At 72.8% G+C, this 12,693-nt stretch carries 7 protein-coding genes; 3 read left to right on the top strand and 4 right to left on the bottom strand.

What is annotated here, in order from left to right:
* Nucleotides 1-166: 166 nt before the first annotated feature.
* Nucleotides 167-1,147, top strand: a complete 981-nt coding sequence (locus H181DRAFT_RS26510; protein WP_078895999.1) for a class I SAM-dependent methyltransferase — start codon at nt 167-169, stop codon at nt 1,145-1,147.
* Nucleotides 1,148-1,201: 54 nt separating this feature from the next.
* Here H181DRAFT_RS26510 and H181DRAFT_RS26505 read toward each other — a convergent pair whose 3' ends face one another.
* The 4 genes from H181DRAFT_RS26505 to H181DRAFT_RS26490 form a co-directional block, all read right to left on the bottom strand.
* Nucleotides 1,202-2,161 (bottom strand): carbohydrate ABC transporter permease, encoded by a 960-nt coding sequence (locus tag H181DRAFT_RS26505; protein WP_045866974.1) that lies wholly within the window; start codon nt 2,159-2,161, stop codon nt 1,202-1,204.
* Nucleotides 2,158-3,438: a carbohydrate ABC transporter permease gene (locus tag H181DRAFT_RS26500; RefSeq protein ID WP_045866973.1), complete on the bottom strand. Its 1,281-nt coding sequence runs from the start codon at nt 3,436-3,438 to the stop codon at nt 2,158-2,160. The genes H181DRAFT_RS26505 and H181DRAFT_RS26500 overlap by 4 nt, the downstream gene beginning before the upstream one ends.
* Before the next feature lie 290 nt (nt 3,439-3,728).
* Nucleotides 3,729-5,117, bottom strand: a complete 1,389-nt coding sequence (locus H181DRAFT_RS26495) for an ABC transporter substrate-binding protein (RefSeq protein WP_254666979.1) — start codon at nt 5,115-5,117, stop codon at nt 3,729-3,731.
* Nucleotides 5,118-5,293: 176 nt separating this feature from the next.
* Nucleotides 5,294-9,013 carry an FHA domain-containing protein gene (locus tag H181DRAFT_RS26490; RefSeq protein WP_045866972.1) on the bottom strand — a complete coding sequence of 1,240 codons (3,720 nt, stop codon included), beginning with the start codon at nt 9,011-9,013 and terminating at the stop codon, nt 5,294-5,296.
* A 527-nt stretch (nt 9,014-9,540) separates the two neighbouring features.
* Between H181DRAFT_RS26490 and H181DRAFT_RS26485 the strand changes: the two genes are divergently transcribed.
* Together H181DRAFT_RS26485 and H181DRAFT_RS26480 are read left to right on the top strand one after the other, a co-directional pair.
* Nucleotides 9,541-11,187: a serine/threonine-protein kinase gene (locus H181DRAFT_RS26485; protein ID WP_045866971.1), complete on the top strand. Its 1,647-nt coding sequence runs from the start codon at nt 9,541-9,543 to the stop codon at nt 11,185-11,187.
* Between the two features lie 119 nt (nt 11,188-11,306).
* Nucleotides 11,307-12,623 (top strand): serine/threonine-protein kinase, encoded by a 1,317-nt coding sequence (locus tag H181DRAFT_RS26480; protein WP_045866970.1) that lies wholly within the window; start codon nt 11,307-11,309, stop codon nt 12,621-12,623.
* The last annotated feature ends 70 nt before the right edge of the window (nt 12,624-12,693 follow it).

The following is a 12,693-nucleotide window of genomic DNA, read 5'->3' as shown; positions in this document are numbered from 1 at the left end:
TGACCAGGAGCGGTCGGCTTGCGGAAGCCGTGCTCGGGGGCGGCGTGAAGACGTGCGTGCGGGGGTGCGCGGCTCGTATACAGGGCTTCAGGACCCGGGGTGTCTGCGTCCCGGGTGAGTTGGATTCTTGACGCTTTCCGTCTCCGCGCCCCGAGGGAGAAGTGCGATGAAGGGCACCGCGAACGAAGCTGCGACGGCGACCTCCGGAGTACCGGGAGGGCGCACCTCGACCCCCGGCGAGGAGTTGCCCCGGCCCCGTTCCCTCCACGACGTGCCCGGCTGGTTCCACAACACCGACGCCGTCCTGTTCGACTGGTTCCTCCGGCGGCAGCAGCGCCTGGAACAGCGCGGTGACCTGCTGGAGATGGGTGCCTACATGGGCAGGAGCGCCATCGTTCTCCGGGCGTACCTCGGGGAGGGCGAGACGTTCACGGTGTGCGACCTCTTCGGCTCCGAGGCGCCCACCGAGCGGAACGAACGCGAGATGCGAGGCTCCTACGCGAGGCTGACCCGCGCGGCGTTCGAGACCAACTACCTCTCGTTCCATGACGAGTTGCCCCGCATCCTGCACGCGCCGACCTCTGTCGTCCCGGAGGAAGTGGCCCCGGGAAGCTGCCGGTTCGTCCACATCGACGCCTCGCACCTGTACGAGCACGTGCGGCCCGACATCAGCGCCGCCCGAGGGGTGCTCACGCCCGAAGGGATGGTCGTACTGGACGACTACCGCTCGTCCCACACTCCCGGCGTCGCCTGCGCGACGTGGCAGGCCGTGCTGGAGGGAGGGCTGCGGCCGGTCTGCGTCAGCGGGCAGAAGTTCTACGGGACGTGGGGCGACCCCCGCCCCGTCCAGGACGAGCTGTACGCGCGGCTGCGTGAACGGGGCGACTGCTGGCTCCAGTGGCAGGACGTCGCCGGGCACCGCCTGCTGCTCGTCGGTGCGGGCAAGGCCGCGCCTCCACGCCTTCCGGTGTCCCGGCATGCGAAATCCCGGGCCGGAGCCCGGGATCGCCGGAAGGGGGACGGCGCGGAGGCGGGCGGTGCGTCCGGTCTCCGGGCCGGGGCACGCACCCGCCGGATAGCCCGCGAGGTGCTGCCGCCGGTGGTGGCCCGGCACCTGGCCCGGGCGTTGCGCGCCCGGGCCAGGTGAGGAGGCGGTCCGCCTCCGCGTCGTCCGTTGTGCAGTTGTTCCGCTTGCCGGCTGCTACTTCACGGCGCCGGCCATCATGCCGGAGACGAACTGGCGCTGGAACGCGAAGAAGACGATCAGCGGGATCACCATCGACATGAAGGCTCCGGGAGCCAGCACGTCGATGTTGTTCCCGAACTGGCGGACCTGCTGCTGCAGGGCCACCGTGATCGGCGGGCTGCTCGCGTCCGAGAAGATCAGAGCGACCAGCATGTCGTTCCACACCCACAGGAACTGGAAGATGCCCAGCGAGGCGACGGCGGGGCCGCCCAGCGGCAGCACGACCCGGGTGAACAGCCGGACCTCGCCGGCACCGTCGAGACGGGCGGCCTCCAGCAGCTCGCGCGGGATCTCCGCGAAGAAGTTGCGGAGGAGGAAGATCGCGAACGGCAGGCCGAAGGCACAGTGGAAGATGACCACACCCGGCGTCGTCTCGAAGAGCCCCACGATGTTGAAGAGCTTCGCGACCGGGATGAGAGCCACCTGGACGGGCACCACCAGCAGCCCGACGACGATCAGGAAGAACCAGTCCTTGCCCGGGAATTCCAGCCACGCGAAGGCGTAACCGGCGAGCGCGCCGATGACGACGACCGCCACGGTGGACGGGATCGTGATCAGCATCGTGGTGAACAGGGAGCCGGTCACCAGTTCGTTGGCGAACAGCGACTCGTAGTTCGCCCCGGTGAGCTGGCCCGCGTCGATCACCCACGGGAAGCTGGAGTTGAGGTCGAAGATCTGCCACCAGCCGGAGAGGGAGATGTCCTCAGGGCTCCGCAGCGACGAACTCAGCAGCCCCGCCGTCGGCGTGAGCCAAATGAGGGCGACTACGACGAGGCCGAGCCGGACGGCCCAGTGGCCCGTGACGGTGACCAGCCGTGAAGCGAACGAAGTCTTCTTCTCCTGCTGGGGAGGCGAAGTCTTCGACGACTTGAGGGCGGCGGTGGGATCGGGCTTTGCCGCACTGACCGCGGTCATCGGCGTGCCTCCCTTCGCAGGCGACGGATGTTGACGACCATCACCGGCAGGACGAGCAGCAGCAGGATGACGGCGATGGCACTGCCCACGCCCTGGTTCGATCCCGCGCCGAAGGACGACAGATACAGCTGAAGGGCGAGCACGTTGGCATCGCTCTGGCTCTGGCTCGGAGCGATGATGTAGACGAGGTCGAAGATCTTCAGCACATTGATCATCAGAGTGACGACGACGACTCCGAGGACCGGGGCCAGCACCGGCACCGTGATCTTGCGGAAGACCTGCCACTCGTTCGCGCCGTCGACCCGTGCCGCTTCCAGCAACTCACGGGGCACGCCCGCGAGTCCGGCCGCGATGAGCACCATGGCGAAGCCCGCCCACATCCAGATGTAGGAACCGATGATGGAGGGCGTCACCAGAGTCGAGCTGAGCCACTCGATTCCGTTGTAGGGCTCCGCGAAGTTCGCGGCCGGCAGCCGGAGCTTCGATCCCTCGGCGGACTTGGGGAGCGAGAACGTACCGTCCCCGCCGGTCTCCGCGGTGGCGACGACCTTGCCGCCCTTCACCGCCTCGACCTTGATGCCGCTGAGGGCCTTCTCCTTCTGGTCGATGACGTCCGGCTTGCCGGCGCCGCCGGGAGCGAAGTCCAGCCAGACGGTGCCGGTGACCTCACCGCTCTTGCCGGGCGTCGCGGCCTTGGCCGGAGCGGCTTCCGCGACCTCCTTGGGCGGGAGGCCGACCAGCGGGAGGTTCGCCGGGTCGGAGGCGGAGACCGTCGACTTGGTCGTGTAGTCGCCGCCGCCGGACTTGGCCAGCTCCGAGTTCGGGCGCGGGTTCGCGCCGGGCCAGGCGGAGGACTCGGCGAACGTGTCGTGGACTCCGACCCAGATGGCGTTGGCGACGCCCTGCTTCGGGTTCTCCTCGTACACGAGCCGGAAGATGATGCCGGAGGCGAGCATGGAGATCGCCATCGGCATGAAGATGATGAGCTTGAACGCTGTGCCCCAGCGCACCCGTTCGGTGAGCACCGCGAAGATCAGGCCGAGGGCGGTGCAGACGGACGGGACGACGATGACCCAGATGATGTTGTTCTTGAACGCCGTCAGGATGTCGTCGTCGGTGAAGACCTCGACGTAGTTGCCGAGTCCGACGAAGCCCGTTCCGGAAGCGTCGAGGGTGCTGCGGAAGATCGAGTACACGATCGGATAGACGACCAGGGCTCCCAGCAGCACCAGCGCGGGCAGCAGGAACGTGAAGGCTATCCAGGGCCGTGAGCGCATCACTGAGGCGCTGGGCGGAGAGGGCTTGCCCGCCGGAGCGGCGGAAGCGTCCTTGGGCTCCGTGCCGGTGACGGCACCGGGACGAACTTCGCCCCCTGGTGGTTCGTCAGTCGGCGGAGTGGGGGTGGGGGTGGGCATGACGATGGTGTCCCTTGTCCGGGTCCGGGTTAGTGCAGGGCGAGGTAGGGCCGAGGGCCTTTGGCGTCGCCGGGCGCAGAGCCTGCGGCGCCGCCGGTGCCGGGCCCGTCCCATCGGACGGGCCCGGCACCGGCGGTGGTGCCGCCGGGCTGTCAGTCCTTCTTGTACGCCTTGGTGGCGGCGGCCTCGAGAGCGCTCTGGGCGCCCGCCACGTCCTTCGGGTTCTTCAGGAAGTCCTGCAGGGCCTTCCACTCACCCTTGCCCTTGGTACCGCCGAACGCGGCCGGGGCCTGGTCGGACATGTCGAAGCGGAAGTCGTCGCCGGCGTCGATCAACGCCTTGGCGATCTCACGCTGGACGTCGTCCGGGTACGCCTTGCCGTCCAGGTTCTTGTTCGGCGAGACGAACCCGCCTTCCTGCGCCCAGACAGCGGCGGCCTCGGGAGAGGCGAGGAAGGTGAGCAGGGCGTGGGCGGCCTTGCTGTCCTTCAGGGCGACGGCGGCGTCGCCACCCGTGACGACCGGAGCATCGCTGCCGACGGCCGGGAACGGGTAGACCTTCGCGTCCTTGCCGATCTTCGCCTTGGTGTCGTTCGCGACGTTGATGCCGACGAAGTCGCCCTCGAAGACGCTGGCCGCGCTCGGCGCCTCGGTGTCGTCGAACGCCTTGGTCACGGACGTCGGGAAGTCGGTCTGCAGCGCGCCCTTGTTGCCGCCCGCGAGCAGTTCCTTCTTGCCGAAGAGCTGACCGAGCGTGGTGAGGGCCTTCTTCACGGAAGGGTCGGTCCACTTGATCTCGTGCTTGGCGAGCTGGTCGTACTTCTCGGGGCCGGCCTGCGAGAGGTAGATGTTCTCGAACCAGTCCGTGAGCACCCAGCCGTCGCCACCGCCGATGGAGACGGGCTCCACGCCGGAGTCGGCGATCGTCTGCGCGTTGGTGAGGAATTCCTTCCAGGTCTTCGCCTCGCTGACGCCCGCGTTCTCGTAGGCCTTGGTGTTGTACCAGATCAGCGACTTGCTGGCGGCCTTGAAGTAGACGCCGTACTGCTTGCCCTTGTTGGAGCCGAGCTCCTGCCAGCCCTTGGAGAAGTTCTTGCTGAGCTGCTTCTTGGTGGCGTCGTCGAGGGGCTTGAGCCAGCCCTTCTCCGCGAACTGGTTCAACACGCCGACCTGCGGCAGCATCGCCACGTCCGGCGGCGCGCCGCCCTCGATCTTGGAGCCCAGGTAGGTGGCGACGTTGTCGCCGGTGGGCGTGACCTCGACCTCGGCACCGGTGCGCTTCTTGAACGCGTCGATGACCTTCTCGAAGTTCTTGCCCTCGTCGCCCGTCCAGACGGCGGCGACCTGGATCTTCTCGCCCTTGAGCTTGGGCAGTTTGACGGTCTCCTGCTCAGTCTGCGAGGAACCGCCCTTGTCCTCCCCCTTGTCACCGCCGCCGCCGCATGCGGCCGTCAGTGACAGGGCTGCGACGGCGCAGAGCGCCACAGCGCCACGTGCAGTCGCCCTGGTGTTGAAGATGCTGGTGTTGCTCCTGGTACTCAAGGTACCAGTCGCACGAACCGTATTACGCATAGCTCCCGCCGTCCCCATCGGAGGCGCGGTCCCGGAGACCCGGTCCGCCGCGCCGTTTTGGTCACTGGGCATGAGGGCATCAGTTCTCTCCCACAGTCCCGTGCGCAAAGTCCTACGCCTGAACGCGGACGGCTCGCAATACGTTGTCAGCTTTCAAGAACCTCATCTTGACCACTCCGTGATCTGTTCGCTGCGGGGGCGTCCGATTCCTGTGGGTCCACCCCGAGCGAGCGCGCGGCCCGGCCCACCGCGCTGGCGAGCAGAGCGAGATCGGTGGGGCCGTTCCCGAGCTCCCTCACGGGACGCCGCGCGGGCGGGTCCCCGGCCCTCGCCCACTCCAGCGGGACGACGGTGGGGCGCTGCGTCGAAGTGCGCGGGATACGGCCCGTGACCCGGCCGGCCTGGAAGGCCGTGACGCTGCCGTCGGCGTGCACAAGGGCTCCCCGCCCCGGGCTCGCCTTCTCCTCGCCGGCGCCGCCTCCGCCGCCCGCCCAGGACAACTCGACGCGCAGCGAGGCGGACCGGGCCACCGCCGTCCGGACCGTGCGCTCCGCGCTGCCGCTCACCGCCACGAGGTGCACACCGAGCCGCGCGCCGTCCCGCGCGACGGCCTCCAGGGCGCGCACGACGGAACCGGCCGCCGGCCGGCCGGGGTTGCCGAGCGCGGGGTCGACGAGGGTGTCGAAGTCGTCCACGAGGACGACGAGTCGGGGAAGTGAGCCCGTCGATGTTTCCAAGTGTTGAACGACCGAGGCGTCATCTCCGCCGGTCGCGGCCTCGTGCGCGGCCGCCCGGCCCTGCGGAACCGACGGGGGCACCGTGGGCTGTTCAATCCTCGTGCCGCCCGGCCTTCCGGCCGTCTGCGGAGCGTCGGGTGACGGGGCAGCGCCGGACGGGCCGGGCACCCCGCTCGCGGCCCCGGCCCCGCCTTCCGGTCCGGACGGCGGGGCCGCCCCGGACCCGGGCCCGCCGAACACGTCGCCGTCAGGCACCCGGAGCCGCAGAGTCGCCGGTGCGGAACCTGCATCCGCGCCAGGGGCGCCGCCCGGCTCGTGCGGGGCGGGTTCACGGCCCGCCCCCGCCGCTGACTGCGCGAACGCTCCAGCGGTCGCGCGGGACGCCCCGCGTCCGGCGTCCGCGGAGTCGACGCCCGCCCGCTCGGTGCCACGGCCGGGCTCCTCCTGCCCGGAGAGCTGACGGGGCGTCGCACTGCGGACGGCGCGGACCGGTCCCCCCGCGAAGCTCTCGTAGTCGCCCTCGGGCCCGATCAGCTCGGCCCGGCGCTTCAGCTCGCCGCTCAGCGCCTGGGCGAACTCCCGCATCCGCACCGGGTCGCTGGCCGCCAAGTGCCCCCGGACATGGGGGAGATCCAGGCAGCTCCGCAGATCCTCGCGGGCCGCGCCGTCCCCCTCCAGCAGCATCAGCCGCAGACGGTCGGGCCGCTCGCCCGCGGAGAGCGCGGCGGCGAGGGAGCGGAGCAGCTCCGTCTTCCCCGAACCGGAGGGCCCTGTGACGAGGCAGTGCCCCCTGGCGCCGTTCAGCTCGGCCTCCAGAGGGCCGCGCGGTCCGGCGCCGAACACCAGACGGGCGTGACCGGGGCCCGGCCGCGCGGAGCCCGCCCAGCGGGAGAGGAGCGCGGCGGGGGTGGCGCGGGCCAGCCCCAGCTCGTCCAGCAGGCGGGAGGACCGGGGCAGCGTCACCGCGGCGCGGGAGGCCGTGCCCGTACGGACGGCCGTGCCCTCCGGCTCGCGGAGCGGCGCCAGGGCGCGGGCGAACCGCTCCGCCCAGGCCGCGGAGACCGCGTCGACGGTGCCGACCGTCCCCAGCGCGCCAGGGGCGCGCGGTGTGGTCTGCGCGCCGGGCTGACGGTGCACCACCCGTACCGCTGTCGCGACCGCCCCGCTGAGCAGGGCCAGCGCACCGCACTCGCGGAACGCCGCGGACGTCTCGCACGCCGTCTCCACCGTCTCGGAGAGAGGCGACGAGGGAGTCGCGGCCGGGGTCTCGGCGAGGCACAGCAGATGGATCCCGGCGGCGGGCCCCTCCGCCGCGAGGCGGGCGACCGAGGTGCGCAGCTCCGCCGAGCCCGGGTCGCCGTCCACGACGAGCAGCGTGTACGGCCCGGAGTGCCGGGACGCGCCCCGTCCGGGAGACGCCCGGTGCCCGGCGGCAAGGCCCTGGGCCGGTGCGCCCTGCACCTCCTCGTCGAGCCGCCGGACCAGCTCCGCGGCGCGGGCCGCCGCCTGGTCCCGGTCGAAGGCCATGAGCAGACGGCAGTCCTGGCCGTGCACCGGCCGGAGGTGCGGCAGCCAGCCGAGCCAGGACCATTCCGCGGTGCGTTCCTCCCTCTCGCGCGAGCGGTCGGCGGAGAGGAGCACGATCTCCAGAGTGCTCGGGCCGTGCAGCGCGGCGAGCTGCGCCACCACGGAACGTGCCAGCCCCGTCAGCCGAGGCCGGGGACCCGCGAGGCCGAGCGAGCCCGCCCGGCGGAGGCCGACGGTGAGCAGCCCGTCGGGATCCGATCCGCTGTGGTGCGCGGTGCCGATCCGGACGGTCAGCGCGTCGGGGTGATCCGGTTCGCGCTCCCAGAGGCGGAGCCCCGGGCCGAGCGAGGTGAGCAGCACGGTGGCCGGATCGGGACAGCGCTCGTCGCCCCATGGCACCTGCGCCGCAGCTCCGGGGACGGCCGCGCCGGAACCGGGCGGACCCGAGCGCCGCACCGCCTCGTCCTCCGGGCGGGCGCCGGCGAAGCGGCGCGCCCAGGCCCCCAGCCCGCGCGGACGGGACCGCTCCGGGCTCCGCGCCGCCGGTACGCCCGGATGTGGGCCCGCCGGCGCGGAACCGGGCGCCGGCTGAGCCGTCTGCCCGGCCGGGGGGAACTGCTCGGCGTACCGGGCGTGCTGGGCGAGTCCGGAGCCGTGCGTGGTCCCGCCGTCCGGCCCGCCGGCGTCCGGGAACGGCCCGTCTCCGCGCGCGTAGCCGTGCGAGCTGTCGGGGGTGCCCGCCGGTGACGGGGCAGCGGGCGGTGCGGCCTCATCGCCGGATGCCCCCGACCCACCGCTGCGGGGGCCGCCGTCCACCAGCCGCAGCTGTCCGGCGCCGTCGGGGACCGTGCGGAGCGGGCCCGGGGACGCTCCGCCGGCCCGGGAGCCGGGGCCCTGACCGCCGTACTGCGCCTGCGTCCCGTTCGCCGACGTCTCCAGCCGGAGCACCGACTCGCCGATCCGGAGCGTCGAGCCGGGGCGGAAGAGCACGGGCTGCGTGCCGACGGGAGCGCCGTCCAGCGAGGTGCCGTTCGTGGAGCCGAGGTCCGTGACCGTGACGGCTCCTCCGTCGGAGACGGTGATCGCGCAGTGCAGCCGCGAGACGTCGGGGTCGTCGAGCGGTACGTCCACGTCCGCCGCGCGCCCCAGCTGGACCCTGCCGCCCTGCAGGAGGTGTATGCCGCCCGCGTCCGGGCCCGCCGTCACGTGCAGCCGCGCCTTCGCCGAGCCGTACGCCGCGAGGGCCGGGGCCGTGGTGACGGGGGCGGGGCCGTGCAGCGAGACCACGGCGCCGTCGACCAGCGGGGGCTCGCCGAGCATCTGGCGGTGCGGGTCGAGCCGCTCGGTGCCCACGTAGACCGCGGCGGAGGAGTCCGGGGAGGAGTCGGCGGGGGCGGCGCCCTGCGTGCCGCTCGCGCCGGAGGCGCCCGCGGCCGAGGCGGCCGTCGTGACCAGGGCGCCGGTCACCGCCGACAGAGGCGTGCCCGACGGCGCGCTGACGATGACGTCGCACGACGGGGCCGCACCCGGCACCGCCGCCGCCTCCCCCGCTCCTGGGCCGCCACCGCGGGGCCCGAGGGTGACAGTCAGCCGGATCTGCATCGGCCCTCCCGGTCCAGAACACCGGTGTGCCGGCCTGCTGCGGCTTGCGGCGAGGTGGTCGGCCCCGCCGCGCGCTGCGCCCGGCACACATGTCGCAACGGACAACACTTCCGCGCTCGCGCTCCGCGCACAGTGCCGCCGATGCCGGATGCATCTTCGCACCCGTCACTGACACAGCGTCCGCTCGCGTCGCCCAATGATCTTGACGGATGAGGCCGCCGCGCAAGGGGGCGTGGCCGCCTCGTCCACCGGATGCGCAGGTCGCGGGCTCCCCCGCCCCCGTTGCTCCGCTGCCGTCCCCGGATCCCGCCCCGCCCGGGTCCGGCCGCATACGTCCGAATCCGGTCGCGGGAGGCCGGCAAGGGACTGCCGCGGCATGCGCCGCGCACCGTCCTGACGCAACCGGGGCAGTGGTGCCGCGCGTCTTCCCAGAGAATCGTGCCTCTGTTCACATACGGCAGTTCGACCGTTCGCGAGACGGCACTATTGTGGGCGGGATTGCAGTACGACACCAGGGAGCTCATGACGTGCGGCCTGTAGGCAGCAAATACCTGCTCGAGGAGCCGATGGGCCGCGGCGCCACTGGCACCGTGTGGCGGGCGCAGCAGCGGGAGACCGCGGGCGCCGAGGCGGCCGTGGCCGGGCAGCCCGGCGAGACGGTGGCGATCAAGGTCCTCAAGGAGGAGCTCGCCAACGACCCCGACGTGGTCATGCGCTTCCTGCGGGAGCGCTCCGTCCTGCTCCGGCTCACCCACCACAACATCGTCCGCACCCGGGACCTCGTGGTGGAGGGCGACATGCTCGCCCTCGTCATGGACCTCGTCGACGGTCCGGACCTGCACCGCTACCTGCGCGAGAACGGCCCGTTCTCGCCGGTGGCCGCCGCCCTGGTGACCGCGCAGGTGGCCGATGCGCTCGCCGCGAGCCACGCCGACGGCGTCGTGCACCGCGACCTCAAGCCCGCCAACGTGCTGCTCGCCGACGGCCCGGAGGGCATGCGCCCCATGCTCACCGACTTCGGCATCGCGCGGCTCGCGGACTCGCCCGGCCTGACGCGCACCCAGGAGTTCGTGGGGACGCCGGCCTACGTGGCGCCCGAGTCCGCCGAGGGCCGCCCGCAGACTTCCGCGGTCGACATCTACGGCGCGGGCATCCTGCTCTACGAGCTCGCGACCGGCCGTCCGCCCTTCGCGGGCGCCACCGCTCTCGAAGTGCTGCACCGCCACCTCTCCGAGGAGCCGCAGCGTCCGCCGAGCATGCCGGACCCGCTGTGGACGGTGGTGCAGCGGTGCCTGAGCAAGCGGCCCGAGGAGCGGCCCAGCGCCGTCAACCTCGCCAACGCGCTCCGCACGGTCGCCGCCGGCACAGGAGCCCAGGCCACCCCCGAGCAGGCGGCGGCGGCCATGGGCGTGGCCGCGCTGCTGGCCCCCGACCCGGCGCCGGCGCCGGTCCCGGACCAGACCGCCTCTTCCGGGGCCCCCGGCGGGGGAGCGGGCGACGCCGATCCCACCCAGGTGCTGCCGCACTCCGCGTCCGCCCAGGGCCAGGGCGGTTACGACCCGAACGCGGCGACCAGCGTCCTGCCGCAGAACGGCGGGGCCGGAGGCCAGAACCAGGGGGCGCAGGGCCCGAACGCGGACCCGACCCAGGTCATGCCGCCCGTGCCGGGCGGCCCCCCGCAGCAGTCGCCGCAGGGCGCTACGCCCGACGGCGCCCACCCCTGGCAGAGCCAGATGCGCGCGGCGCGCGACCGCAACGAGCAGACGCAGGTGCAGCCGCTCGACCCGAGCATGGACCCGCTCCGGCGGCGCCCCCCGCGCCAGCCGCAGCAGCCGCCGCAGCGGCGCCAGCAGCCGCCCCAGCAGTACGCGCAGCCGCAGCGCAGGCCCGCGCAGCAGCCGCCGCAGCGCCGGTACGAGCCGCAGCGTCCGCCGGCCCGGGAACCCCGTCCGCCGCGCGAGCCGCGGCAGCGCAGCGCGAACCCCATGCACATTCCGGGGCTGGGCTGCCTCAAGGGCTGCCTGTTCATGATCCTGCTGATGGTCGTGGCGGCGGTGCTGGTGTGGAACTTCACTCCGCTTCCCGAGTGGTGGGAAGCGGGCAAGGATTTCTGGCAGTCGGTCGAGAACGTCTTCAAGGAGCTCGGCGGCTTGATCGACAGCGCTCAGAATTAGCCCTGCAGACAGGCGAGTTCGGAGATTTGTCGACTTCCTGGGTGGGAATTCCCGCTCGAAAGTGACGGTTGCGGCTTCCTTGGCCCTCAACGGCCCTTCCGCCGCGTAGTTTTGTCGCTATGGCACGGAAGATCGGCAGTCGCTACACGGCTCACCAGATCCTGGGACGCGGCAGCGCCGGCACGGTGTGGCTCGGCGAGGGCCCCGAGGGCCCCGTCGCGGTCAAACTCCTGCGTGAGGACCTGGCTTCGGACCAGGACCTGGTGGAGCGGTTCGTACGGGAGCGCAGTGCGCTGCTCTGCCTCGACCACCCCCATGTGGTCGGCGTCCGGGACCTGGTCGTGGACGGCAACGACCTCGCCCTCGTCATGCAGTTGGTGCGCGGCACGGACCTGCGCACGCGTCTGGAACACGACCGCAGGCTCGCACCGCAGGCCGCCGCGGCCATCGCGGCGGACGTCGCCGACGCGCTCGCGGCAGCCCACACGGCGGGCATCGTGCACCGGGACGTCAAGCCCGAGAACGTCCTGCTCGACGCGCTGGCCCCGCCCGGCCCGGGAGGCGCGCCGCCCGCCCTGCTCACGGACTTCGGCGTCGCCAAGCTGATCGACTCGCCGCGCACGACCCGGGCCACGTCGATCATCGGTACGCCCGACTACCTCGCCCCGGAGATCGTCGAGGGACTGCCGCCCCGGGCCTCCGTCGACATATACGCCCTCGCCACCGTGCTCTACGAACTCCTCGCCGGATTCACGCCGTTCGGCGGCGGACATCCGGGCGCGGTGCTGCGCAGGCACGTCACCGAGTCCGTGGCGCCGCTGCCGGGCATCCCCGACGAGCTGTGGCAGCTCATCCACCAGTGCCTCGCGAAGGCGCCCGCCTCCAGGCTCCGCGCCGAGGAGGTCGCGGCCGGGCTGCGCGAACTGCTGCCGGACCTCGTGGACCTCCCGCCGCTGGACATCGACGAGCAGGCCGAGGAGCCCTACGAGCCGTACGACGTCCAGGGCGACGCGGACGATGCGGCCCCCGGCGGCCACGCGCCGACGTCCAGCCACGAGCAGCACCCTCACGCCCCGGGCGGCGGCCGCGCCGCGCCTGCGGGCGGCAGCCGCGGCGCCGTGCCGCTCGTCCACGGCGGCGCCCGCCCCGACTCCAACCGCGACACCCACACGAGCATGCGCGTGCCCGGCGCCGACGAACTGGCGGGCGGCGCTCACGGCACGGCGCGGGCTCCCCGCGCCGCGGGGACGCCGCGGGCGGGTTCGGCACGCAACCGCGTCTCCGCCGCAGCGGCACGGCGCCGCAGGATCAAGCTGGGCGCCACAGCGACGGCGGTTGCCGTGGCCGCAGTCCTGGGCAGCTGGCTGGCGACGTCGGGTGACGACGGCGACACCACGCAGCCCGCGCCCGCGGTCGAGCAGCCGGAGGAGCCGTGACGGGGCGGGCGCCCCGCGTGCGGGTCCGTGCGCTACCCGGGCGGCGAACGCGGCACGGGGCCAGCCGTTA

It is taken from the genome of Streptomyces sp. WMMB 714 (assembly GCF_900090125.1).
GTDB classification, from domain to species: domain Bacteria; phylum Actinomycetota; class Actinomycetes; order Streptomycetales; family Streptomycetaceae; genus Streptomyces; species Streptomyces daqingensis.
This window is presented reverse-complemented; position numbering and strand designations above follow the sequence as displayed.